The organism is Vibrio sp. M260121 (assembly GCF_036533715.1).
Taxonomy (GTDB): domain Bacteria; phylum Pseudomonadota; class Gammaproteobacteria; order Enterobacterales; family Vibrionaceae; genus Vibrio.
In genome coordinates this window covers 22,166-48,240 of the sequence record NZ_JATABF010000041.1, presented here as the reverse complement: position 1 = coordinate 48,240, position 26,075 = coordinate 22,166, and the positions used below count along the sequence as shown (strand labels likewise).

The 26,075-nt window shown below is 45.7% G+C and carries 22 protein-coding genes; 11 read left to right on the top strand and 11 right to left on the bottom strand.

The window, feature by feature from the left end:
- Window positions 1–165: 165 nt before the first annotated feature.
- Window positions 166–474, bottom strand: a complete 309-nt coding sequence (gene bolA, locus QTO06_RS19480; RefSeq protein ID WP_005436644.1) for a transcriptional regulator BolA — start codon at window positions 472–474, stop codon at window positions 166–168.
- A 206-nt stretch (window positions 475–680) separates the two neighbouring features.
- Between bolA and QTO06_RS19475 the strand changes: the two genes are divergently transcribed.
- From QTO06_RS19475 to QTO06_RS19455, 5 genes are all read left to right on the top strand, one after another.
- Window positions 681–1,838, top strand: a complete 1,158-nt coding sequence (locus QTO06_RS19475; protein WP_331409435.1) for a methyltransferase — start codon at window positions 681–683, stop codon at window positions 1,836–1,838.
- 39 nt (window positions 1,839–1,877) lie between these two features.
- Window positions 1,878–2,450 (top strand): YajG family lipoprotein, encoded by a 573-nt coding sequence (locus tag QTO06_RS19470; RefSeq protein ID WP_331409434.1) that lies wholly within the window; start codon window positions 1,878–1,880, stop codon window positions 2,448–2,450.
- Window positions 2,450–2,995, top strand: coding sequence for a peptidylprolyl isomerase (locus tag QTO06_RS19465; RefSeq protein ID WP_331409433.1), 546 nt, complete (start codon window positions 2,450–2,452; stop codon window positions 2,993–2,995). The genes QTO06_RS19470 and QTO06_RS19465 overlap by 1 nt, the downstream gene beginning before the upstream one ends.
- Before the next feature lie 71 nt (window positions 2,996–3,066).
- On the top strand, window positions 3,067–4,419 hold the full coding sequence (locus QTO06_RS19460) for an AmpG family muropeptide MFS transporter (protein WP_331409432.1): 1,353 nt from the start codon (window positions 3,067–3,069) through the stop codon (window positions 4,417–4,419).
- A 247-nt stretch (window positions 4,420–4,666) separates the two neighbouring features.
- Window positions 4,667–7,405 (top strand): glycosyl hydrolase family 18 protein, encoded by a 2,739-nt coding sequence (locus QTO06_RS19455; RefSeq protein ID WP_331409430.1) that lies wholly within the window; start codon window positions 4,667–4,669, stop codon window positions 7,403–7,405.
- An 85-nt stretch (window positions 7,406–7,490) separates the two neighbouring features.
- Here QTO06_RS19455 and QTO06_RS19450 read toward each other — a convergent pair whose 3' ends face one another.
- From QTO06_RS19450 to QTO06_RS19435, 4 genes are read right to left on the bottom strand one after another with little or no spacing between them, the layout of a single operon-like run.
- Entirely contained in the window at window positions 7,491–8,153 is a 663-nt protein-coding gene (locus QTO06_RS19450) for a ChrR family anti-sigma-E factor (RefSeq protein ID WP_331409429.1), read from the bottom strand.
- Complete coding sequence (locus tag QTO06_RS19445) at window positions 8,150–8,734, bottom strand: RNA polymerase sigma factor (RefSeq protein WP_032803017.1); 585 nt, start codon at window positions 8,732–8,734, stop codon at window positions 8,150–8,152. Before QTO06_RS19445 ends, QTO06_RS19450 begins: the two co-directional genes overlap by 4 nt.
- A gap of 46 nt (window positions 8,735–8,780) precedes the next feature.
- On the bottom strand, window positions 8,781–10,139 hold the full coding sequence (locus tag QTO06_RS19440) for a DUF4397 domain-containing protein (RefSeq protein ID WP_331409428.1): 1,359 nt from the start codon (window positions 10,137–10,139) through the stop codon (window positions 8,781–8,783).
- On the bottom strand, window positions 10,136–10,732 hold the full coding sequence (locus QTO06_RS19435; protein ID WP_331409427.1) for an LON peptidase substrate-binding domain-containing protein: 597 nt from the start codon (window positions 10,730–10,732) through the stop codon (window positions 10,136–10,138). Before QTO06_RS19435 ends, QTO06_RS19440 begins: the two co-directional genes overlap by 4 nt.
- Before the next feature lie 323 nt (window positions 10,733–11,055).
- Here QTO06_RS19435 and QTO06_RS19430 point away from each other — a divergent pair, with 323 nt between their 5' ends.
- The 4 genes from QTO06_RS19430 (at window position 11,056) to csdA (ending at window position 14,679) form a co-directional block, all read left to right on the top strand.
- Entirely contained in the window at window positions 11,056–11,874 is an 819-nt protein-coding gene (locus tag QTO06_RS19430; protein ID WP_005436622.1) for a nucleoside-specific channel-forming Tsx family protein, read from the top strand.
- Window positions 11,875–11,981: 107 nt separating this feature from the next.
- Window positions 11,982–12,872 (top strand): 2-dehydropantoate 2-reductase, encoded by an 891-nt coding sequence (gene panE, locus QTO06_RS19425; RefSeq protein WP_331409426.1) that lies wholly within the window; start codon window positions 11,982–11,984, stop codon window positions 12,870–12,872.
- Window positions 12,869–13,468, top strand: a complete 600-nt coding sequence (locus QTO06_RS19420; protein WP_331409425.1) for a DJ-1 family glyoxalase III — start codon at window positions 12,869–12,871, stop codon at window positions 13,466–13,468. Before panE ends, QTO06_RS19420 begins: the two co-directional genes overlap by 4 nt.
- The gene (csdA, locus tag QTO06_RS19415) at window positions 13,468–14,679 is read left to right on the top strand and encodes a cysteine desulfurase CsdA (RefSeq protein WP_331409424.1); all 1,212 of its coding nucleotides are present in this window, start codon (window positions 13,468–13,470) and stop codon (window positions 14,677–14,679) included. Before QTO06_RS19420 ends, csdA begins: the two co-directional genes overlap by 1 nt.
- Window positions 14,680–14,781: 102 nt before the next feature.
- Here csdA and csdE read toward each other — a convergent pair whose 3' ends face one another.
- From csdE to QTO06_RS19395, 4 genes are all read right to left on the bottom strand, one after another.
- Window positions 14,782–15,210 (bottom strand): cysteine desulfurase sulfur acceptor subunit CsdE, encoded by a 429-nt coding sequence (csdE, locus tag QTO06_RS19410; RefSeq protein WP_047481517.1) that lies wholly within the window; start codon window positions 15,208–15,210, stop codon window positions 14,782–14,784.
- Window positions 15,211–15,230: 20 nt separating this feature from the next.
- The gene (gene tcdA, locus QTO06_RS19405) at window positions 15,231–16,040 is read right to left on the bottom strand and encodes a tRNA cyclic N6-threonylcarbamoyladenosine(37) synthase TcdA (protein WP_331409422.1); all 810 of its coding nucleotides are present in this window, start codon (window positions 16,038–16,040) and stop codon (window positions 15,231–15,233) included.
- Window positions 16,041–16,142: 102 nt separating this feature from the next.
- Window positions 16,143–17,255 (bottom strand): murein transglycosylase A, encoded by a 1,113-nt coding sequence (gene mltA / locus QTO06_RS19400; RefSeq protein WP_020195467.1) that lies wholly within the window; start codon window positions 17,253–17,255, stop codon window positions 16,143–16,145.
- Between the two features lie 265 nt (window positions 17,256–17,520).
- Complete coding sequence (locus QTO06_RS19395; RefSeq protein WP_331409420.1) at window positions 17,521–17,976, bottom strand: DUF2850 domain-containing protein; 456 nt, start codon at window positions 17,974–17,976, stop codon at window positions 17,521–17,523.
- Window positions 17,977–18,140: 164 nt separating this feature from the next.
- Here QTO06_RS19395 and argA point away from each other — a divergent pair, with 164 nt between their 5' ends.
- Window positions 18,141–19,478, top strand: coding sequence for an amino-acid N-acetyltransferase (gene argA / locus QTO06_RS19390; protein ID WP_033005369.1), 1,338 nt, complete (start codon window positions 18,141–18,143; stop codon window positions 19,476–19,478).
- A 253-nt stretch (window positions 19,479–19,731) separates the two neighbouring features.
- Entirely contained in the window at window positions 19,732–19,917 is a 186-nt protein-coding gene (locus QTO06_RS19385) for a hypothetical protein (protein ID WP_005427310.1), read from the top strand.
- A gap of 33 nt (window positions 19,918–19,950) precedes the next feature.
- Here the strand turns inward: QTO06_RS19385 and recD are convergent, their stop codons facing one another.
- Together recD and recB are read right to left on the bottom strand one after the other, a co-directional pair.
- Complete coding sequence (recD, locus tag QTO06_RS19380) at window positions 19,951–22,128, bottom strand: exodeoxyribonuclease V subunit alpha (protein WP_331409419.1); 2,178 nt, start codon at window positions 22,126–22,128, stop codon at window positions 19,951–19,953.
- Window positions 22,128–25,766: an exodeoxyribonuclease V subunit beta gene (recB, locus tag QTO06_RS19375; protein WP_101960272.1), complete on the bottom strand. Its 3,639-nt coding sequence runs from the start codon at window positions 25,764–25,766 to the stop codon at window positions 22,128–22,130. The genes recD and recB overlap by 1 nt, the downstream gene beginning before the upstream one ends.
- Window positions 25,767–26,075 lie beyond the last annotated feature (309 nt).

The following is a 26,075-nucleotide window of genomic DNA, read 5'->3' as shown; positions in this document are numbered from 1 at the left end:
TAAAACATTCACGCTTTGAAACATGCATTAATTTTCATTCATTTGTTGAAACGCTGTTAACACATTTTTTAACCTTCATTTGTGCCACATTTTAATCCCGAAAAGATGTAAAACAAAAAAAGATGGCCGAAACCATCTTTTTCAAATCAGCGAGTTAAAGCTGGTTTAACGACCGCCACCCATACACATAGGACTATCTGGCGCGCCATCTTGCTCTAATTTCCACTCTTCATTGGTGTAAGTATGAATCGCCAACGCATGGATGTGATTATCGAGTTCATCAGCAAGCACGGTGTGCACCTGACGATGTCGACCAATAAGGCGCTGACCCGCGAACGCATCACTGACAACAATCACTTTGAAGTGACTCTCAGAACCCGGCGGAACATTGTGCATGTAGCTCTCATTGATCACTTTCAAATAATTAGGTTGCAGCTCACTATGCAGTTTCTTTTCTATGATTTCTTGGATCATATTCAGTCCTCATCGATACTAGTCCGGTAAGTATATACTCTAGTTTGACAAATGAAATCAACGAAACCTCCTTACTCTACCTTCTCATAATCCACACAGTTCGCTAAAAGCCTGTGAAAATCAGTAAATTTGACAGCTTTTTGTATCTTGAGTCTTCATCATTTGCGACAATAATCACTAATTTCCAAATCCACTTACGTTTAGTTATGAAAACCGAATTAGACCTTCACGATCGTAGCCTCACGCTGCATCGTTTCCCAAAGCGCTCCAATGAGACTCTTCAAGCATGGGATGCGGGTGATGAGTACCTTATCAATCACGTAGAAGAATTAGCGCTGCCAGAGAATCAAAACATCGTGGTTATCAATGATAATTTCGGCGCGTTGGCATGCTGGTTTTCAGAGAAACATAATGTCACATTGATGAGTGACTCTTTTATTTCTCATAAAGGTGCCAAACAAAATCTCGAAGAGAACCAATGTAAGCACATTGCCTTTCTCAGTACGATGGATGATATCCCTGAGAATACAGATTTGGTTTTGATGCAATTGCCGAAAAGCAACCGCCATTTGGTTTGGTTGTTAAGTCAATTACGTAAATCGCTTCCGGCCTCTTGCCCTATTATTGCGGTGAACAAAGCCAAAGAGATCCACACTTCTACTCTGAAGCTCTTCGAAAAATACTTGGGGGAAACCACCACATCCCTTGCATGGAAAAAGCATCGTTTGGTGTTTTCTCATGCAACCGCGCAGCCAATCCATGCCGTAGATCCGATGACGGTTTGGGGCGTAGACGGAGAGAACATTCAACTGAAAAACCTGCCAAATGTTTACTCAGGTGAAAGCTTGGATTTAGGCGCGCGCTTTATGTTGCAGCACCTACCTCAAGATCCTGAGTTGAAAAACATTATCGACTTGGGCTGTGGCAATGGTGTGCTGTCCATCAAAATGGGACAATTAAACCCAAAAGCTCACCTAACTTGTGTTGACGAGAGCTTTATGGCGGTGGAATCTGCAAGGCAAAACCTTATCGCTAACTTAGGTGAAGGCCGAGATATTGAATGTATCGCGAACAACTGTTTAGACGACTTCAAACCTGAAAGCACATGTATGGTGATGTGTAACCCTCCTTTCCATCAGCAACAGGCCATTACAGACCATATCGCTTGGCAAATGTTCTGTGACTCAAAACAAATTCTGAACCAAGGTGGAAAGTTATTGGTCATAGGTAACCGTCACCTTGGTTACGATGCAAAGCTGAAACGTCTATTCGGCGACAAAAATGTGAAATTAGTCGCTTCTAACAATAAGTTCGTGATTTTACAGGCAACGAAAAATCCTGCTAAATTAGGCGCCAAGCAATAAAGTCCTGACTTTAGCAAAATGTTTAAAAGGAATAATAAGATGAAAAAACTGGTACTAGCGGCTTCGGTTGCCTTGCTTGCTGCATGTTCAGCGCCACAACAGCAACCTCAACTGAACCTGATGCCTGAAACAACGCTAAGCACTAACCCTATCGTGCAAGGTAAAAGCTACAGTCTAACTAGTAAAGATGTGCGCGCCGCACAATACGTTGCGCTAGTCGACAACGGTCGCTCAAACATTTTGCCACTTCACGCGAAGCAGAACCTACGTATTTCTCTTGAAGAAGCATTGGAGAAGCAATTCTCTTCTCAAGGTTTCCACTCTGATCTGAACAGCGACAACTCAATCGAACTTGAAGTGCAAGAAGCGTTAGTAAACGTGAAGCACTCTGTAATGGAAAATGAGATGGATGCAAAAGTGATTCTAGAAATCACAGCAGAAACCCCGCAAGGCAAGCTAGTTAAGACCTATACTGGTACAGCTAAACGTTCAGGCACACTAAGCGCTTCAGACTCTGATATTGAGCAAACTCTTAATGATGTTGTTGCTCTAACTCTAAAAGAGATCGCGAATGACCCTGAACTTCGCCAATACATGCAGGAGCGATTCTAATGCTACGTAAAGCTATTCTTTCTCTCGCACTTCTGAGCTGCAGCGTTTTTGCTGGTCCTAAAGTGGCGTTTGAAACTACGTTAGGTAACTTCACCGTAGAGTTAAATGAAGAAAAAGCACCCGTTACAGTCGCGAACTTCCTTAAATATGTGGAAGATGGTAGCTACGAAGGTACGATTTTTCATCGCGTGATTCCTGGCTTTATGGCGCAAGGTGGTGGCTTTAACCAAGACATGCAGATGCAAAAGACTTATGCGCCAATCAAAAACGAAGGTAACAACGGTTTGAACAATGACCGTGCAACCATCGCAATGGCACGTACAAACGCTCCTGATTCTGCTACGCGCCAGTTCTTTATTAACCTCGTCGACAATGACTTCTTAAACTATGGCGCTCGTCCACCTGGTTATGCAGTATTTGGCGAAGTCACTGAAGGCTTCGATGTCATTCAAAAAATGGCCGCTCAGCCAACCAAATCTATCGGTCGCATGCGCGATGTCCCAGAGACGCAAATCGTCATCACCAAAGCAACACTACTCAAATAGCCAAAACCATAAGCCCTTTGAATATTCGAAGGGTTTTCTCTTTTAGTGGCTCTATTTTAACGGATTGATTTATGTCTTCATTACCTTCCATCACTTGGTTGGAAACGGTAAAAAGTTACCTCGATAAACGCTTACTTTGGGTTTTCATGCTTGGCTGTTCCAGCGGTTTTCCATGGGTGCTTATCGGCTCAAATATGTCAGGCTGGCTCAAAGATGCTGGCTTAACACTTTCTGCGATCGGCTACTTTGGTAGTGTGTTCGCAGTCTACGCGATCAACTTTCTATGGGCGCCATTGGTCGATCGTGTCAAATTACCTGTTTTGCATCGTTTGTTGGGACAGCGACGCAGTTGGATATTTTTATGCCAAAGTGTCGTCTTAGTTGCGACGCTGTTTATTGCCGGCGTAAACCCAGCAGAAAACCTGATGTTCACATCACTTCTTGCTCTGTGTATTGCTACGGCTTCCGCAACACAAGATATAGCCATTGATGCATTTCGTATCGATACTTTCCCTAAAACGGAGCAATCTAAACTTCCGCAAGCTTCAGCTATGGCGGTGATTGGTTGGTGGACAGGTTATTCCTTACCGGGCTATTTAGCTTTCATCAACGCCGACAGTATCGGTTGGAACGGTGTTTACTACGGAATGGCATTCATTGTCGTTTTACTGATGATTTTTACTCTATTGGTCGGTGAACCGAAAACTCAACGAGAGCAGCTTCAATCTGAAGCGGAGCAACGTCATAAAGAAGTAGTGGGCTCTAAAGTAGTGGCTTGGTTTACCGTAACCGTCGTTGAACCCTTCTTAGACTTCTTTAACCGAAATGGCGTTCGTGTTGCCATCACCCTTCTTTTGTTTGTTTTCCTATTTAAGATTGGGGAAGCATTTTTAGGACGTATGTCGATCGCCTTCTACAAAGAGATTGGTTTTAGCAACGAACAGATTGGTTACTACTCGAAACTGATTGGCTGGGGTGCGACCATGCTGTTCACCTTTGTTGGCAGCATGTTCAACGTTAAGTTTGGTATTGTACGTGGCCTGATGATTGGCGGTATCGCCATGGCGGCAAGTAACTTGATGTTTGCTTGGATTGCGAAAGTGGGCCCGAACGAGCACTTGTTCCTTGCAACAATCATTGTAGATAACTTCACGACTGCTTTCTCGACCGTCGCTTTTGTTTCGTTCTTGACGATTCTGACCGGGCAAGCTTTCTCAGCTACTCAATACGCGTTGCTAGCTTCACTGGGTAACTTTGGACGAACGACGCTAGCATCATTCAGTGGCGAATTAGTTGACTATCTGAATGACTGGACAACCTTCTTTGCGATTACCGCAGTCATGGTCGTTCCTAGCCTGATCATGCTCTATTCGTTAAGACACTACTTTACTGAGCTGTTAGAAAAAGCACGCTTACGCGATTAGATGTCTTTCTAAGGAGCACTTCTCTTAGCTTTTCAATTTTTGGGGCAGTAGCACACAATTGCTGCCCTACTATGTATACCGATTATTGCACTTGTGATTCTAACCCAATGAATTTTAAGGTAAGAATTACCCTACTCAACTCCGTAAGCTTTCTTACTTACTCTCATTTCTGTATGTAGTTTACTCCCTCTCAACGGCTATGAAGTTCTTGACGTTGCCGTTTTTATTTCATCTAAGGGAGTTAACTATGAATATCAACAGATTGACCTTATCCATTCTAACAGGGCTTGCTTTCAGTGCTAATGCAACACAAGCGCCAGAGCTTGGACGAAAGCCAAACTTGCAAAGCGTAAACTACGTACAAAATACATATGAGAAGAATACCGCTTCAAACCCACAAGTTTCTGCGTATGTATCTAATTGGGGGCAATATGATAGAAAATTCAATATCGCTAATGTCGCTCACGGGTACGATAAGATCATTTTGTCATTTTTCGGTCTGTGTGGTACTGAAATTGGTGATCCTGCGATTACCAGTGCTGTTGAATCGCTTAAGAACATCTGTCCAGCAGCCGGAGCAAAAGAACACGAAGTAATCAGTACTGACTTATGGGCTGATATCGCCACTACCGCCGGAGGGGCGCTTACATCAGCAGACCAAGCAGCAGCAGGAAACCCTCATTGGGAAGAAATTCCTTCCCTTGCTCAGCGCTGGTATCAAGGCGAAAATCGTGTAGCAGGTATGCTTGGCTATGCTAAAAAAGCAAAAGCAGAGAATCCTAATCTACAAGTTGCATTTAGTATTGGCGGATGGTCTTTGTCAGAACCTTTCTCTCGCATGGCAAAGGACCCAGCAGCACGTAAAGTTTTTGTCGATAGTGTAGTGCAAATTGTCCGCAACTATTCTTTTTTTAGTCAAGTTGATATCGACTGGGAATATCCTGGTGGGGGTGGTGCAGAAGCAAACAGTGCAGATCCCTCAGATGGTGATAACTATGCGCTACTTATTCAAGAATTACGCTCAGCACTGGATTCTGCTAACAAACAAACCGTTAAAATTGCCATTGCAGCGGGTGCACCTAAAACCAAACTTGATGCTTCTAATCTAAAGACATTGACGGAAAATGGTGTCGATATCATTCACCTAATGACTTATGACTTTTTTGGAGCAGGCTGGGCCGAAGAGATTGCACACCATACAAACCTACTTACTTACAAATCAGATGGCTACTCCTCTGAAGCTTCAATTGATTATATGATCGATGTTCTTGGTATTGATGCAAGCGTTATCCACATTGGTTATGCAGCCTACTCACGTAATGGCAAAAATGCGGTTTTAGATTCCTATTCTCCGTTATCAGGCACCTACGATAAAGATGCGACAGAAGTTCCTGGCTCTTATGAAAATGGCACGAGTGAATGGTACGACTTATCGACAAATATGATGGATGTAACGGAGCAAAATGGTATCCAATTTAAAGACCCTGCATATAAGTTGTATACAGATAAAGTCGCTAATGCTGATTTCATTTACAACGCAGATAGCGGCTTGTTTATGTCACTGGATACTCCGAGAACAGTGTATGCAAAAGCACAATATGCAAAAGAGCGTGGCCTTGGGGGAATTTTTACTTGGATGGCAGACTATGGTGACGGTCTTTTACTGAATGCGGCACGTGAAGGTCTGGGTCAATCAGTTGTTACCGGTAAAGAATTGATTGATATGCAAAACATCATCTTCCAATGTGGCGAAAATGTCGCAACGCAAGAGGAGTGTAACCGTCTAACCAATCAAGCAGAAGACATCGGTGTTGTCACTCAAGCCAATGCAGGAACGGATGTGTCCACTCAGCTTGATTTAAACACTCGTTACAGCCTAGATGGTAGTAAATCTACGAGTAAAGCTGGGGAACTGGCGTATAAATGGTCAAAAGGTAAGTTCATTGGCATTGAAAAATCCATGGTTAAGCTAATTAAAGGCCGTACAGCAAATGCTCAATTCAAGTTCAAGGATGATGCAAAACCAGATTTGAGAGGAGTAAACCTGACGTTCAAGCTAACAGTAACAGATGCAGAAGGTAATGTTTCAGCAGATACTGTTGTTTATCGTTTAGAGGGTGAAAACTCAGCTCCAATCTCTATTGCTAAGTCGAATAAACGAAATGTCGAGCATGGTGCTGTCTTTAACCTATTGGGTCGAGACTCTTATGACAACGATGGTGATGCTCTAACGTATAAATGGACTCAACTCGAAGGCGAACCTGTTGAACTGGGAACAGGTAAAAGCAAAAACATTACAAAGATCGCAACAACAACGCTTTCAAATCAAGAACAAGTATTGAAATTCGCGCTCGAAGTCAGTGATGGTTTTGCATCGGACAAAAGTGAAGTTCAAGTTACCATCAATCCAAGTGTTGCTGAAAATATCGCTCCCCAAGCTGTCTTTGAGGCCCTAGGAGAAAAGGTAGTACGCAATACTATTACGCTGGATGCGAAAAAGTCATCGGACGATGGTTTGATTGTGGGTCATACATGGTCAGTGTCTTTTGAGGGCAATTCAGTATCAGTATTAAATGCAGATAAACCTCAGGCTAAGTTCACCCCGACACAAGTGGGTAACTACCAAGTATCCCTAGAAGTAACGGACAACTTAGGTGCAACTGGACAAGCTGAACAAACACTTGTGATTGAAGATGTAGAACAAACAACATGGGTTGCTGGTCAAGTATACAATGCAGGGGACACTGTAATGTTCAACGGCTATGAATACGTTGCTAACTGGTATACAACAGCACAACCAGGTACCGATACATCTTGGACAATGAAACTATTACCGGGTCAAGCAGCCCCCGCTTGGAATTCTAGCATGAGCTATGGTTCCGGTGCCGAAGTAACTCATAATGGTAAAACATGGTACGCAGCATGGGCACCAGCATTCGGTGCTGAGCCGGGAGCAGATGCTTACAACGGGTGGAAAGTAAAGTAGCCCCTCCTAGATATTAAGAGATAATTTCAATTAAAAAAGCGCTTGGGTTGCCCAAGCGCTTTTCTCGTAAATGCCATCTAGGTCGCTATGGGTACATGCCCTTGCCAAACATATTGAATATTCTGGCAACCCCTTGTGTGAAGATCATTGGCTCTGTCAGCACCGTTAGGCATAAGCAGTCTTCTCCGGGCTTGGTGAACGGACTGTGTTTTACGGAACCGTCTCTGACCATCATATCTCCCGCTTCATAGTGGCCATCTTCATCACTGAAACCGCCGTGCAGTACAAGCGTCGATTCTTGGCCTTTGTGCGTGTGCTGAGGAATACGAACATCTTCACTGATGTACATTAAGTTAACGCGGGCATCTTCCCCTAAGTCGAGTTGCGCGCTATATACTTTACCGCCGTAACTCTTCCACTCACCGACCAGATCAGAAAAACGACTCAACGTTTTGGGCAGCTTAAAGTCCTTACCCGCAACTTCAACTTTCGCAATGTCTTTTATAACGACCGATTCTGGTGTTGGCTCTGCCGTAATAATGTCATTGAACATGATGTCAAAGTCTGCGTCGTATTCTGAAGCGATATCGCTTACAGCAACCGATGCTTGTTCGGCTTCGAATTCATTTACATATGCTCGGCATTTCGAACAAGTCTCTAAGTGTGTGGCAACCACCAAACCAGAAACTGCATCAATACTTCCCGAAGCATAGGCCTCTAACAATATTTTGTCTGGATGTTTATTCATAATTGCTCCGTATGCATCGAATGCCTTAGCTTTTCTACCGCTAGCCTCAAGCGAGACTTCACAGTGCCCAAAGGTATATCGAACAACTCTGCGACCTGTTGGTGTGGTAGTTCTTGAAGGTACACCGCTTGGAGTACTTCTCTTTGGTTTTTCGGCAGTATGTCTAAAAATTTGACTACCTGTTCTTTGAGCATGTCTTGCTCAGGTGAATAATGGTCAACCAAATCAGCTGGGTAGTAATCTGATGGCCAAATGTCATCAGAATGAATGTGTAAGTCCTTACCTTTCTGCTTCCTTAATAGATCGAAACAAAGGTTACGGATAATGGTATAGATCCATGTCGACAACGCACTTTTTGTGCCGTCATATAAATGAGCTTTTTGCCAAACAGTCGCCATGGTTTCTTGCACCATTTCCATTGCAACTTGCTCATTACCAACATGTTTGTAGGCGAACTGCTTAAGCTTTGGTGCATAAAAACGAAATACGAAGGCGAAAGCGTCTTTGTCTCGCGCTTTCACTTTATCCATATAATCGTTCCATTCGCTTCGCCCGAGCTTTTGTGGGCTTTCACTCATCATAATCAGCCTTAATCATTGGGAGGAGTTTCCCCCTCCCCCTTTCGTCCTAGTCGGTGATGTCATCAACAATAAGATTGAAGCCACCGTTATTGCCATCATCGATGGCGACTACTTGATATACGACGCCGTTCATTACCGTTACAGGTGCAGAATCAATCGCTACTGTAGTCGGGTCTCCCGCTACTGTCACAGTGACAAAATAAGAACCTTCAGCGACGTACACGCCTTGCACACTATCTTTATACGCGAAGTTGGCTATTGCTGGATCACTTCCGTCGATTCCTGCGCTGGTTGTGAGATAAATGTCTACCATTTCAGCCACTGGATTCGCTGCTGCGTGCGTAACATTTAAAGTAGCGCTGGTTGCGACTGCACGGCGCATGTCTTCGACTACAAGCGGTTCAATTGCGATAGCAGGAGCGACAACGCCAACAGCATAGATGCTGTAATCCATACCACCTTTCACTTCCAAACCGTCAACGTCGATAATTGGTTCTGTCGTTGTACCATCAACATACACATCAATATCGTACGCTTTTGGCGCAAGGTCCAAGTACCCACGAATTTGTTTAAACTCCAAATCCGCAAGCGGAGCAAAGGCAGCGCCGTCAACATGAACATCAACAACAGGTGCACCATCGACTAAATGACCAACGCGCACTTCTGCTTGGCTGCCTGTATCTTCAATTATAGAAGAGCCAGAACCATCTAATACCATTAACTTCACCGGAGAAGTGCTGTTTGAATCACCTGTACTGATAGCCGCAATAGTTAAGTTAGCATTAGCTGGGAGCGGAATGGTTCCCGAATCAAACGCTACTGTATCACCCACAGCGAGTCTCACTTGATAATCACCTGCAGGAATGTTTAGCACATCCGTTGATGCTTTATAGGCTAGATTGGTAATCGGTGATGAGTCTGCCAACGCGGCATCGGGTTCAGTGACGTAAAGATCTACAGCTGGCACGCCAGAAGCAGCATGCACCACCTGCACGTCTAGGCTGTTAGCGTCTGCCATAGAAGATGCGCTTCGGGTTACGATAAGAGGTTCAACAGGGTTTGATGCACCAGAAGCGTCGCCCACAACAAAGGCGGTGTAGTTTAGGTCTGAGTCGAGATCGAGTGTTGTTCTGTCAACAACAGTAGCGACTTCGCCACCAGGCAATTGAACGTCAACTTGTACAGAGTTGGCACCCTCTGGAACGCGAACGTACCCCGACCCGACACCGTAATCTACGCCAGTTAACGCTGCTTCGTCATTAATCCATACGTTCGCTAACGGAGCGTCTGCTGACGCGTGCACCGCTTGCAAGTTCGAATATTCGATCGAATCACTGTCTGAACCACAGGCAGCAATCCCTAGTACAGCAACCAAGGTTACTGCAGTTTTGGTTAGTCCTTTCATATCCTAGTCTCTCTTTTTGGTGAGGCTTCTATCGCTTGATTGAGAAAATGCAACGCGGGTAGGCAATCTGATGCACCAACCAACTTCTCAAATAAAATACTGTCGAGAGGCAAGAGCTCTAGCCACCGCTGAGTAACCCACGAGGCATCGTCATAGAAACGATGTTGATAGAGTTTTCCCAACTGAGGAAATTGCTCGTATACATGAGCGAGTTGCTCGCTTAGATACAGAAAGTCTGGAGAAGGCTTTGGCTCACACCAATTTTCTATCCAATTAACCTCAGCGTGACGCAGACCATCAGAGTCTGCTCTTACGCGCTTAACAGTAAAGCGTTTTTCACCGACAACGGTGATTCCAAGAAGTCCATCACTCAGTGTTTCAAAATCAACGATGGTGACCAAAGTACCGATAGACGACACATTCCCTACTGCTTTTGGATCGTCCCCACTGCCAACAAGACATACCCCGAAACCGACGTTTCGGACACTGCACTCCTTAACCATACGCTGATAGCGTGGCTCGAAAATGCGCAGATTCATCTTTCCTTCTGGCAATACAACTGAGGTTAAAGGGAATAACATGACTTCATTCATTAAATCGTCCTCTTTGATTCAAAAATTCATACGAGCGATGTATTAGAGAGATCACTAACGATTTATGTTGGTTAATCGACTGGCTTAAAAAGTCATAAAAACGATTACGCAAACGACGTGCGTCACATATTTATTGCAAACCAATGCAACAAACAAAAAGTTCCGTGAAATAAACTTATTTCGTGACAAGCCTCACTAAAAACCTTCATTTTTGCATCCTCTATCACTTTCATTTGAGATTTTTATCGCTATTATTCCCGCCAATTGGAAAGCGCAGCACAGATTGCGTGTTCTGAATCATTACAAACATAGAGAGTCCCCTTATGCGTAAATCACTTTTAGCTCTTAGCCTTCTAGCGGCTACTTCAGCTCCAGTTATGGCTGCTGACTACTCAGATGGCGATATCCACAAGAACGATTACAAGTGGATGCAATTCAACCTAATGGGTGCATTCAACGAGAAAGGCTACTCTGAGTCTTCTCACGATTACCTAGAAATGGAATTTGGCGGCCGCTCTGGCATCTTCGACCTATACGGTTACGTAGATGTATTTAACCTGGCTTCAGATCCAGGCAGCGACAAAGATGGCGGCGAGAAGATCTTCATGAAGTTTGCTCCTCGTATGTCTCTAGATGCTGTAACTGGTAAAGACCTATCTTTCGGTCCAGTTCAAGAGCTTTACGTTGCGACTCTTATGGAGTGGGGTGGTAACTCAGACGTTAACTCTCAGAAAATCGGTCTAGGTTCTGACGTAATGGTTCCTTGGTTAGGCAAAATCGGCCTAAACCTATACGGTACTTACGATGGCAACAAAAAAGACTGGAACGGTTTCCAAGTTTCTACTAACTGGTTCAAGCCATTCTACTTCTTCGAGAACGGTTCATTCATTTCTTACCAAGGTTACATCGATTACCAATTCGGTATGGATGATGCTGAAGGTAACAAGTTCAACACTACAGCGTCTAACGGCGGTGCAATGTTTAACGGTATCTACTGGCACTCTGACCGCTTCGCAGTGGGTTACGGCCTGAAACTATACCATGACGTATACGGCTTCAAAGACGGTGAGCCACTACCATGGGGTCACAAACCAGAATCATCTGGTGCTGGTCACTACGTAGCTGTAACTTACAAGTTCTAATTGAACCGATAAGTTCCCCAAAAATGGCGCCTCTTGGCGCCATTTTTATTTGCTTTCCTTTTTTCCCTCATTATCCTTGCAGCAAACCTTTTTAATGAGAGCGTTTGGTGAATATTCTCATCTTAGGTCCGGGAGCAGTTGGTTCACTCTGGGCGACTAAATTCAAACTTGCTGGACACAATGTCTCCTTATGGGGAAAAAGCTCAAACAGCGAGCAGTTGCTCCAACTCGATGACAATCCAGCAATCAATTTTTCTAATCAGCACATCCCTTCTGTTCAAAATGCAGATCTGATTGTTGTGACAGTAAAAGCATGGCAAGTGGAAAGCGCGATTGAGCCTCTTCTTCCTTATATCAACACTGACACCATCATAATGTTGATGCACAACGGAATGGGAACCGCACAACTCATCGAAACCAAACTTGCTGATAACCCATTAATCGTTGCCACAACAACACACGGTGCTTACAAACCAAGTAAAGAGCAGGTTCTGCATACTGGTCAGGGAAATACTCAACTGGGAGGCTTTAATGCTAAAGGTACTCAATGTGACTTCTTAGCGGAGGTGATGAATCACGCTTTACCAGAGGTGAATTGGAACCCAAATATCAACGCTGCTTTATGGACCAAACTTGCGATCAACTGTGCTATCAACCCCCTGACGGCCATTCATCAATGTAAAAATGGTGAGCTTGCCGCTCCGGAATTTGCCACCGAGTTGGTGAACATCACTCGCGAGTTGGTAGAGGTAATGAATAAAGAAGGGATAAAGAGCGATTTTGATTCTCTTCAAACCACTGTTCTGCAAGTGGTGAACGCAACAGCAGCCAACTACTCTTCAATGAGACAAGATGTTTTTCACCAACGTCGCACCGAAATTGATTTTATTACCGGCTATTTGCTGAAAGCTGCTGAAAAGCATCAGATAAGTACGCCAGAGAACGCCAAACTCTATCAACGCATCAAACAGATTGAACAAAGCTGGACAGAACAATGAATAAAAAGATCTTAGTACCTATCGCGCCGGGCACAGAAGAAATGGAAGTGGTAACCGTTATCGACTTGATGGTTCGAGCAGGCTATGACGTAACGGTCGCAAGCGCAGATTTCGATGGTTCACTGACTATGAAAGCGTCTCGAGGCGTGACACTTACCGCGGATTGCAAGCTGGTCGATATTGCCGATGACGAGTTTGATGCGATTGTTCTGTCTGGTGGCGTAGGTGGTGCAGAAATCTTCCGTGATAGTACCATCATGATTGAGATCCTGAAACAGCACATGTACGAAGGTAAGCTGGTTGCGGCAATTTGTGCAGCTCCTGCTTTGGTTTTGCAACACCACAACCTTTACCCAGAAGCCTTGATGACATGCCATCCAAGCTTCCAATCTCATATTCCTGAAGACAAATGGCGAGCTAAACGTGTCACCATGGATGTGAATCACAACTTACTGACAAGTCAGGGACCAGGAACCGCACTTGAGTTCGCGATGGAAATCATTATCAAACTTTCTGGTAAAGAGCATGGATGGATGGTCGCAGAACCGCTAGTTACCATCCCAACACTGCATTATCACGAGTTCGGTGACGAATAATGTTTGACGTAAACGCTGTACGCGAACAGTTCCCAGCCCTAAATCAAGACGTAAACCAATCACCTTTGGTTTACCTTGATAGCGCAGCAACAACACAAAAGCCACAGTGCGTGATCGATGTGATTAGCCATTACTACAGTGCACAAAATGCTAACGTGCACCGTGGCAGTCACAGCTTAACAGCCAACGCAACCAGCCAATTTGAAGCGGTTCGTGAAACCGTTGCGAATTTTATTGGGGCGAGCAGTTCAAAAGAAATCATTTGGACTCGAGGCGCAACCGAAGCACTAAACCTAATCGCACAAACTTATGCTCGTAGTACACTCCAAGCGGGTGATGAAATTCTGATCAGTGAAATGGAACACCACGCGAACATCGTGCCTTGGCAAATTGTCGCAGAGCAAACGGGCGCGAAAATCGTTAAAGTTCCGATGACCTCTGACTGCCAATTCGACATCAATGCGTTTGAAGCAGTGTTGTCGGAGCGCTGTAAAATCGTAGCGTGCGCACAAATCACCAATGTGACGGGCTCTCGTCAACCTATCGAGAAAATCATCACCATGGCACATGCGGTTGGCGCAGTTGTCGTTGTCGATGGTGCACAAGGCATTGTTCATGAACAGTTGAACTTGGCAGAGCTCGATGTCGACTTTTATGTCTTCTCTGGCCACAAGTTGTATGCACCCGCAGGGATTGGCGTTCTGTATGGCAAGCTTGAACTTTTAGAAGCGATGCCACCATGGCACGGCGGCGGCAAAATGGTTGAAAGAGTCTCGTTCGAGAAGACCACCTTCTCTGCCTTGCCGGGTAAGTTTGAAGCGGGTACACCGAACGTCGCCGGCGCAATTGCGCTAGCGAAAGCCATCGATTGGTACCAAGGCTTCGATCAAGCCGCAGTAGTGGCACACCTGCATTCTCTGCAGAACAAAGCTTACCAAGCACTAAGCCAATTGGATGACATTCAAATCCTCGGTTATCAGCCGAATGCTTCGGTGCTTACTTTCGTTATGGACGGCGTTCACCACCAAGACATTGCTACTTTACTTGATCAACAAGGTATCGCTGTTCGTGCAGGGCATCACTGTGCTCATCCTCTGATGGATGCGCTTAACGTCAAAGGCACGGTGCGCGTTTCTTTTGGTATCTACAATACGTTAGAAGATGTTGAGAAGCTGATTGCAGCAGTCGAGAAAGCGGTCGATATGCTTTAACAATAAAAATACCACTGTAGATTTATAGAAAAAGGGTTGAAACCGTTTGGCTTCAACCCTTTTTCTTTATTCTGTTCGTTGTGCGATTATAACTAACGCTAGCTACTGAGCCTGTATTTTGATCTGCTCAACAATCGCTTTCAAACCATTGCCACGCGATGGGCTTAGATGAGCAATTAAACCCAGCTTTTCAAAGTAAGCATCAATATCAAACGCTTGAATTTGCTCTGCCGTTTTGCCATCGTAAGCCGCCATCACCAAGGCAATTAGACCACGAACAATACGCGCGTCAGAATCAGCGCAGAAGTGCCATACGCCTTCTTGCTCTTTGCTCACCAACCATACTAAGCTTTCACAGCCAGATACCGTAACCTGCTCTGATTTGAGCTCTTCAGGCATTTGAGGCAACTTTTTACCCCATTGAATTACCTGACGGTAACGGTCTTCCCAACCTTTAAATTGCTGCATGGTTGCGGCGATGTCTTCACTGGTAATGTCAGTGCCAAACGGCGAAACAGGAAAATCAGTCATGATGCACTCTCTTCTCTGAATTACTTCTTATGCTTTTGGATCAGCTTTTCAACGATGCGTGATACCGCAACAAAACCGAACGTTGCTGTTACAACCGTCGCCGCACCAAAACCACTCGCACAATCCATACGTTTTGGACCTTCTGCTGTCGATTTCACGCCACATACTGAACCATCGGCTTGTGGGTACTTCAATTGCTCGGTAGAGAACACACAATCGATACCAAACTTACGCGCTGGATTTTTCGGGAAGTTATGATGACGACGCAATGTATCTTTGATCTTCTTCGCCAGTGGGTCTTGGATTGTCTTGGTCAGATCCGCCACCATGATTTGAGTTGGATCGATTTGACCACCAGCACCGCCGGTTGTGATCACTTTAATCTTGTTGCTACGACAGTAAGCCAATAGAGAGGCTTTTGCTTTTACGCTATCGATCGCATCCAACACGTAATCGAACTCTTTGCTCAAGTACTCGTGCTGGTTATCTGGCGTGATGAAGTCGTCAATCAAATTGACCTTACACTCTGGGTTAATCAGCTTAACGCGCTCTGCCATCACTTCAATTTTGCTTTGACCAACCGTGCCAGTCATCGCATGAATTTGACGGTTAATGTTAGTCACACACACGTCATCCATATCGATAAGCGTCAACTCACCAATACCAGTACGTGCGAGCGCTTCTACCGCCCATGAACCAACGCCACCAATACCAATCACACACACGTGTGCAGCACGAAGAGTTTCTACTTCGCTGTTACCGTAGAGACGACGAGTGCCACCAAAACGTTGGTTATAGCTGTCAGATGCCGGAGTATCGAGTTCACGCATATTGAAGTTCCAGATGATCGATAGAAAAACAAAGAGTGCGATTTATACGCACTCTTTGAGGAAATGTCTAGATGATGAGAGGTGATTCCTCTCGCTAGGCGGCTATTGTAACTTCTCTGGCGGCAAAGCCCAAGGTGCTTGCGTTGGCGTGTTTTCCAAGCCCAACTTCCACACTCGACCAAAGTGCTTGTAGTGACCCGCTTCTGTACCGGCACGTGGTCCCATACCGTGGTATAGGTCAAGATGGTTTTGTTTCACCGCGCCGCCAGTGTCTAACACAATAAGAAGACGAAGCTGGTGCGCCCCACTCCATGTACCGTCTTTATTAAGCAATGGCACTTCCGCCAAAATTGGCGTACCCATAGGTAGAATCGAGCGGTCGCCTGCTACCGATGCCATTGGTAATAGTGGAATACCTGCAGAGCCCGTTACTGGCGCATCCGCTTGTGGAGCAAAGAACACATAAGAGGGGTTTTGCTCTAGCAACTCACGAACCGTTGCCTCATCATTCTTCATCACCCAGTCTTTGATAGCTTTGAGTGACATCTCTTCACGTGGCACTTCACCACGCTCAATTAGAATTCGGCCAATACTCACGTACGCTTTGTTGTTCTTACCTGCATAAGCAAAATATTCCAGCGTATCGTCATCTTCGAAATGAACAAAGCCACTGCCTTGCACTTCCATCATGAATGGATCAATACGGTTTGGTGCGTAACCCAATACCAGACCTTGCCCCTCAAGCGCACCGTTATAAATTTCCGCACGAGTTGGGCAATCAGAGCTACATTTTGGCTTGCCGTAAACCGGGTACTTATATGTTTCATTCGGTTGATGACGCAATTCCATCACAGGAGAAAAGTAGCCTGTGAACAACACGTTGCCCTTCTTATCACCACCACCAAGCTGCGCGGCTTGAATGCCGTATGCACTGAGCGCAGTCGTGTCACCACTCTGCAATGCCCATTCACTCAACTTCTCGTAAAGTGGCTGATACATTTTTGCCATTGAAGGCGACTTAGTCACAACCTGTTCTGCTTGTTTGTTGAACTCGGTGAAATCTTGTGGCTTGTTGGATTCAACGACATCAGCTTTGTTCAAGATATGCGAAAACTCGCCATCGTAATCTTGCTTAGCAAGTAGGTTTTGTTCTGGCTCAGCCGCACAACCAAATAGCAGACTTAAAGAGACAATAGGGAGGAGTTTTTTAAACACGTGTTTTTTCCATAAAAGAAGATAGCAAAAGGATGGCAAACAAATGCAAACGACGCAATTGAAAAGCTGCGACAAAGTGTATCAGCGTTAAGGCAAAGACTTGGTTTGCTGCCAATTTATCCATTTAAACTGGGTTGAGGATAGTAACAGCAATGGAATCAAACGATTGTCCGGAAAATGTTTGTGAAAGGTCGCAAGAACATAAAGATGTGACAAAACGCGATTCCCTGCCACACGCAACGAATCACGCTTTGAAAAACGGGGGTTAGCGAACCGCTAAATTAGAATGACCTTCCAAACGAAACACGGGAAGGTAATGAGCATTTGAGTCCAGTTTTATCTCTGCGTAGTGCTGATCTGTAAACTCAAATGTGCGTACCGTAGAGCCCACTTTATATGACAACGTATCACCATCAAACTCAAAGTCCGTCGCAACGGTAGAACCGCGTACCGTCACTCCTCTCTCACTCAGAACAAACTCTTCACGAGCATATGGCGCCACGTCTTGCTCTACCCACGTGCCATAAATCACAGACTTAGAAACCGGTGGATTGATATAGCGCGTGATCAAATCACCATACATCATAAATACGACTATCGTTCCTACGATCGCTGTTAGCATAAGCGAACGTTCGATCCATTTACGAAGTGGCGATTTTGTAGAGATATTTTGCTCTGATTGAGCAGCGATCGCAGCATTCTTATTTACAACTGAAGACATGAGGCTCACGTGTTTGAACTAGACGGGAACATTGTACCCTCATCAGCCAAACACAACCAAGCATCACACTCACGATGTTTGTGCTTTATTCCAAAAAATTACCTTGCCAACATTTGAATAAAAAGACAATATTAGAGCATAAATAAACACAAGGAATGGCTGTAGTGAAAATTCGTAGTACTGCTCTGGTTAAAGGATTCCGTCAATCCACACCTTATGTGAATGCTCACCGTGGAAAAACCATGGTATTAATGCTAGGAGGAGAAGCGGTTGCCGATAAAAACTTTGGTAACATTATCAATGATATTGCTTTAATGCATAGCCTTGGCATTAAAGTCGTTGTTGTTTATGGTGCCAGACCACAGATCAACCAACTACTAGAGAAACAAGATCTTACTACGCCATACCACAAAAACGTTCGAATCACAGATGAAGCCGCGCTTTCGGTAGTTATGCAAGCCGCAGGGCAGCTTCAACTGGCGATAACCGCACGCTTATCCATGAGCCTTAACAACACGCCAATGGCGGGTACCCAGCTTAACGTTGTGAGCGGCAACTTTGTCATTGCTCAACCACTCGGCGTGGATGACGGCGTCGACTATTGCCACAGTGGGCGCATTCGTCGAATCGATACCGATGCAATCCACCGCACACTCGATCAAGGTTCAATTGTATTACTCGGCCCAATCGCCAGCTCAGTGACAGGGGAATGCTTCAACCTCCCCTCAGAAGAAGTCGCGACTCAGCTAGCGATTAAGCTTGGTGCAGATAAATTGATTGGGTTCTGTTCTGAGCAAGGGGTTATTGATGATAACGGTAACGCCGTCGCGGAATTGTTCCCTATTGAAGCCGAGCATGTCATCACGAAACTCATGGCAGACACCTCACCAGATTCCGACTATAACTCTGGAACACTACGTTTTCTCAAAGGTTCGATTTCTGCTTGCCGTGCAGGTGTGCCAAGAAGCCACCTAATCAGTTACAAAGTTGATGGCGCACTCATTCAAGAATTGTTCTCTTTCGATGGTATCGGTACACAGGTTGTAATGGCCAGTGCCGAACAGGTACGTGAAGCGGACATCGATGATATTGGCGGTATTTTAGATCTGATTCGCCCATTAGAAGAACAAGGCGTGCTAGTAAGACGCTCTCGCGAACAGCTTGAGCAAGAAATCAATAAGTTCACCATCATTGAAAAAGACGGCTTGATCATCGGTTGCGCGGCTTTGTACCCATATATCGAAGAGCAAAAAGCAGAGATGGCTTGTGTGGCGATCCACCCAGACTATCGTGATGGAAACCGTGGGTTATTGCTACTGAACTATATGAAGCATCGCTCAAAATCAGACAACATCAATCAGATCTTTGTGTTGACCACACACAGTCTGCATTGGTTTAGAGAACAAGGGTTCTATGAAGTGAATGTTGATTACCTTCCGGGAGCAAAACAAGGGCTATATAACTTCCAACGTAAATCGAAAATTCTGGCATTAGATCTCTGAGGAATAACGAAACGTTATTTATTCAGCTCTTATATCATTATGCAAAGCTTTACATTGATATTGGTCGCAATTTAACCTTTTCAATATACACTTGGTTGGTTATACTCTGCGCGACAAACGGTTGGTTTTTAATCAACTCACAAATGGATCTAGGTGAATATTGTTCACCCTAAAGTGCAGAGCGAGCTCCATCGCGCTGCATGACGCATCAAGGACAGTTGTTACTCTTAAAATGAATAAGATGAGCACTGTTATGAAAACCATTATTTGTAACTCACTTCAAAGCTTCTGGGATATGGCGGATAACCATTTTCTGGAAGGGCTAGACGTCCACTGCGTATTTCCCGTCAATGACGCCATTAAAGATTTTATCTTGGCTTACCAACAGCAGTACAAAATTCGCAGCGTGTCATTTACCAATGCGTTTACACAAAATTAAAAAAGACCGAGCATCGCGCTCGGTCTTTTTGTTTTAACTAGATAAACGAGATACTAACCCACTCGATCGGGTAGTTTTCACCTTAATACCACGCTTGAGGACATTCATCTCGGCGTACATCGCAAGGCGTTTCTTCGCGCGAGTAATACCGGTGTAGATCAGCTCGCGAGTGAGGATTGGGCTGAAATCTGGCGGCAAAATCATTAGCGTGTACTCAAACTCACTGCCCTGTGATTTATGAATGGTCATCGCATATGCGGTTTCATGCTCAGGGACTCGGCTTGGCAGTACCGACTTCACGCTGCCATCCGGCAGTTCAAAGAACACTTTAAGGCGCGATTCACCTTCGCTGTCGTCTCGCATACAAATGCCGATATCACCGTTATACAACCCCAAGCCATGATCATTACGCGTGACCATCACTGGCCTACCGTGATACCAAAGCTCGTCTTGGGTTTGAATCAACTTGCGTGCAGCTAGTGCTTTTTCAATGCGTTGGTTTAAACCGGTCACACCAAAATCACCTTCACGGATAGCACACAACAAGCGGCATTGATTAAAGGTATCCAACACGGCTTTGGCTTTGTGGGTCAGTGTTTCTGGCTCCCCAGTCTTCTGGTCAATCTCTTGCTGCCCAATGCGCTTTAAGTAACGACCATATTCAGAAACCAAATTCTGCATCATCTGATTGTAGTTTTGACTGCTCAGTGCGAAATGCTCGATATCAGCAAAATCACGATTCCAAACGTCGTCTACTTTTGCGGCTGAGCCAGCATTGACCGCTTTCGCTAGCTGACCGATACCAGAACGGGCATCGAATCGGTAACTCTTTTGCAGCATGCATAGGCTATCGGCAATCGAAGCATTACTGTTGGTGCTGTACGCCAAAGTGTCAAAACCTGTTAGCTTCGCGACTGCAGACGCCTGCTCTTTGCCAAAGCCAAATGCATGGAACGAACAGATATCACCTAGCACCGCACCAGCTTCTACCGATGCCAACTGGTCTTTATCTCCGAGAAGAATCAAACGCGCATGCTTTGGCAGTGCATCCACAACCTTGTACATCATCGGCAGATCGACCATGGAGGCTTCATCCACCACTAAAATATCGAGGTGCAGCGGATTTTGTTTGTTGTGACGAAACTCTGCACTGTTTGGGATCGCGCCCAATAGGCGATGCAAAGTGCTCGATTCGGTTGGAATTTTCGCTTTAAGCTCAGGCTCCACTGGCAACTCTTGAATCGCTTTACCAATAGACTCCGTCAAACGCGCTGCCGCTTTACCTGTTGGCGCCACCAGCTTGATGGTGAGGTTTTTCTCTTGTCCTGCTTGCTCAATCAGCGCGGCAAGCAATTTGGTTACCGTGGTGGTTTTACCCGTACCCGGCCCACCAGAAATCACCGCAAAACGACGCGTCAGTGCCACCGCAGCAGCGACCTTCTGCCAGTTAACACAAGCTGATAACGGTACAAGCTTGTCCAGGACTTGCAATTCATGAACCTGTTTTGCTTGGCAGACCGCCGCATCAATGGCAGCCCAATCGAGACTGTCTACAGTGACCACATCCAAATGGTCACAGACTAATTGCTGGCGTAGCACCTGGTTGCTGGTTCCTGCCTCTACCGCTTTGGCTAATGCATTGAACAGAAAGTGGTACTGACGAGCAAACAAATGATGTAGCAACTCAGACAAACGTGTGAACTCTTGAGGTTGTAGGTTTACAGCCGCACTGAGTTGATTAAGTTTGTCCGCCAACGTCACTTCATAGTGCCAGTAACGATGCAAGTAGAGACGCTCGCCATCAAACATCATTGGCAAAGCTTCACCTTGAGTGCCAACCAAAGGCGACGCTTGTAGAAGCTCAACCCAATTAACGCCTTGCAGCTGAGTATTAAGCGCTAACGCAGACTCCCCAAACAGACCGAGCTTACTGGCAAGGTCTGTTGGCTGCCCTTGGCTGTCAAACAGAGGCAAGCAGATGTGTCCTTTCCCCAACTCACTGCTGACCACACCAGCAATAAATGCCAGTTCTTGGCTGTTCGCTTGTTGCTCAACTTGCGAATAGATAAAGCGCGCGAACTGGAAATCCAATTGGCGAATCGCTCCTTTGTTTGCTAACGATTCTAACGTTGCCAATAGATCTGGTGTTGCCGCTAGATCTCGTGTTGCCACAAGGCTGTTTTGCTCAGAAAGAAGATCATTGGTTTTCATCAAATTAACTCCATCTGACCCGATTCACTGGATCGCGTGTCAGGTGCTTGACCATCAATCAAATGATCCATTTCTTGTAAAAATTCGAAAGTTGGCTTGGCAGAAAAAATACCGTGATCACTTTGCCCATCCATACCACGCAAGAACAGGTAATAAACGCCGCCAAAGTGCTGTTCATAATCATAATTTGGCAATCTACTGCGTAAGAAACGATGCAGCGCCAAAGCGTAGATTTGGTATTGCAGATCATAGCGATGATCCGCCATCGCCGACTTCAACGCATCGCCATGATAATGGAACACATCGTCGCCTAAGTGGTTCGATTTCCAGTCGAGGACGTAGTATTTGCCTTGGTGCTCAAACACCAAGTCAATAAAGCCTTTCAACATGCCTTGCACGGTTTGGAAACCCAAATCGCCCGCTTTGGCAGACAGCGGATCATGACGTTGAATCACGCGGTTCAATGCTGGTGCAGATAGCACTTCAATCGGTAATAAGAATTCCATCTCAACCAAACGTTGTGTCGGACCTTTCTGATTGAGTAGCAGTGCTTTGCTATCCAAAGGCGTTGCCAGCACGGTATCAATCAACTGTTGTAGGATTGGCAGCCACTCTTCATCAAGCTGCTCACTTTCCATCAAACCGAGGATGATTTGGGTGTTCTCTTCTGTCGTCGCTGGCTGAGTAAACTCAATTTCCTCAAATAAACTGTGCAGGAAGGTACCTGGACGTGCGCCACGCGGGAAGTTGAAGATAGAGCGTTCTGGCTCAACCAATTCCGCCTCATCTTGCTCTTCTGAAGAATCGATATCAAAGCCGGTGATTTCAATCGTCGCGTCATGTTCAGCATGATGAGAACCTTGCTTAACTAAACCCGAGTAACTGGTGATGCGCCAGTTTCTATCAATCGAGTTTTGCAGCTCTTTGGCAGTCAACGCTTCTAACTCGGTTTGCTCTGTAACATACATCTCATCGTGCTGCTTTGGAGGCTCACAAATCACCACGCTATCGAGATTCTCTTGTTGCTTCTTCAACCCAACAAACAAATCGTTGATACCGCCTTCTTGACCATTTTGCACCAAGTAACCAATTGCGCTGTGATGCACGCCAGTTGGCTCTTTGGTTGAGCGACCATTGCGCAGCGGCGAAGCACCAATAAAGCAGGCATACACGGCACGCGTTAGCGCTACGTATATAAGACGCAAGTCTTCAGCAAGGCGCTCTTTATCTGCTTGTTTTAACGACGCATCGTTACCCGTGATATCAAGTACGGTGCGATCGTTCTCAGCGTCGTAGTATTTGGCTTCACTCGCTTCTCGGTAACCAAACACAAATGGCAGGAAGACCAAGTCATATTCCAGACCTTTGGATTTGTGAATGGTGACGATTTGCACCAAGTTACGCTCTGATTCCAGACGCTGAATTTGGTCATCGCTTCCACCCAACCCGTGCTCTGCATCGCTGATAGATTGTGCTAACCAACGCAGCAAGCCGTGATCGCTGTCTAATTCGTTACTCGCTTGCTGCAATAGCTCACCAATGTGCATCAAATCGGTAAGTACTCGCTCACCGTTTTCGCTTTGTGAGCTCGCCCCTTCTTCTAGCAGACGCTCAGCAATATGACGCTTACTGATCACTGCACGCAGCATAGGTAGCACACCACGCTGCACCCAAAGCTTACGGTATTCTTTGAACTCGTTAACCGCGTTTTCCCACACGGTTTCATCGTTGTTGAGGGCGTCTAAGCTAGCTGCATCCAGAGCGAACAATTCTGATGCTAGACTGGCGCGTAATGCTCTGTCGTTTTCTGGCGTTAACACCGCTTGCAGCAAACGCTGTAAGTCTTGCGCCACAGAACTGGTAAACACGCTATCGCGGTTAGAAAGGTACACACTGGCAATGCCTTGGTCTGCTAACGCCTGCTTGACCATGCGACCTTCGCTACCCGTTCGCACCAATACTGCAATGTCGCCCGCTTTAACTGGCTTCTGCTTCTCGCCATTGACCAGACACGCTTGACCTTGTTGCGCGGAGGTCAAAATGGTTTGAATTTGGCTTGCTGTCGCCTCTGCCATAGCGGTGAGGTAGTCACCTTTTGGCAGAGGTTTATCTTCCGCTTCTTGCAGCCAATAAGTCAGTGCAGGCTGTTTTTGACCACCCATGGTCCAAACGCGTTTGTCGGCACTTGGGCTGTAATCCACAGAATGGAATGGAATGTCAGAGTCATAAATAAACGGGCTATCTGGCAGAGCAAAAATCTGGTTCACTGCCAATACCATATCGGCACTTGAGCGCCAGTTGGTACCAAGCGTGTAGTGAGCACTAACTTGGTTACGCGCCTTGATGTAGGTAAAGATATCCGCCCCACGGAAACCGTAAATCGCCTGCTTCGGGTCACCGATCATAAACAAACCGCACTCAGGATTATCCAAATAAATGCGGCTGAAAATACTGTATTGCAGTGGGTCGGTATCTTGGAATTCATCGATCATCGCAACCGGATAAAGCGTACGGATACGCTCTGTCAGTAGTGCGGTTTCATCGGTATCAATCGAGGCAGAAAGCTGAGTCAGCAAGTCATCGAATGACAACCATTGTTTCTGATTTTTTGCTTTTGCCAGCATCACGCGACAATGCTCAATCGCATGAGCTAACAATGGCGCTTTTAAGCTGATTGGGTTGGCAAGGAAGGCTTCTATCGCCTCAAACACCGGGTGCTGTGGCGCAGTGCCTTTCGGGGTTTTCTCAAATAACACATTCTGCGCGAACTTCTCCAGTTTATCTGGATAGTCATAGCCCGTGGTTTCTGTCGAAGCCCATGCGTTTACCGCTTCTAACCATGTCGGTAAAGACTTTTTAGTGTAGCTGCGTTTGTTGACGTCGGAATCAGAAATCAGTGCGAGGAAATCCTCTTGGCTATCACACCATTGGGCTTTCAAAGCATCAATTTGCTTTAAGTTTTGCTCATGCAAATCGGCAAGGCTACCTTGCATTGCAGGAACAGAGAGACTTAGCGGCGCACCCGTGAGGTAGTTGCTGATGTCATACAACAGATCCGATGGCGAGCCCCATAGTTGACGCACTTCTCCTGCCAAAGCGAATGGCAGAGGATAGAAGTTGCGACGCCAATAATCGGCAACCACTTGCGCTTTAAGATGGCTTTCGTCTGTCACAAACTCATTATTGAAACGACTACCGGATTCGAATGCGTTTTGCGTCAGCATGCGTTGACAGAAACCGTGAATGGTGTACACCGCGGCTTCATCCATTTGGCGCTCTGCTTGCAATAGGATCTCAGCGGCTTGCTTATGATCCTCGACTTCTTCCAGCAAAGGTTGAATCACAGGATCTGAGCTTTGTCCGCGAGCGAATGCGATCCTCGCGTCGTGAATACGCGCACGAATACGATCACGTAACTCTGCAGTTGCGGCTTCGGTAAAAGTCACTACCAGAATTTGATCCACAGTCAACGGCACGCGATGTTTGGTATCAGTCGTGCCATGCCCTAGTAGGAGTCGCAGATACAAACCCGCGATGGTAAAGGTTTTACCCGTACCCGCAGATGCTTCAATTAGCCTTGCACCATGCAGCGGAAAAGTCATGGTTTGCAGTGGAGTTGGAACTGACATTTGCGCCATAACGCTGAATCTCTCCAAGTATTCAACAAGGACATGTGGATCTTCAAAGGCGTTTCGCATCTAAAGATCAACAAACCCTATAATGTGATCTATCGTTAAAAATTTTATTAATGAGTCTAATAGGTTGGAATATTTAAACCTTTGTGGGATCTCACTCACGGTTATCATTACGGAGTACCGTTAGTATGCGCCTCACGAGATAAGCCAAGCCATTCAGGCGGCTACACTCAAACGAATCATGGTCCCTCTGACCTTGTGGCCGTACAGCGAACGCCCTACAAAAAATAATGATTTTCTGGCGGCCACCCT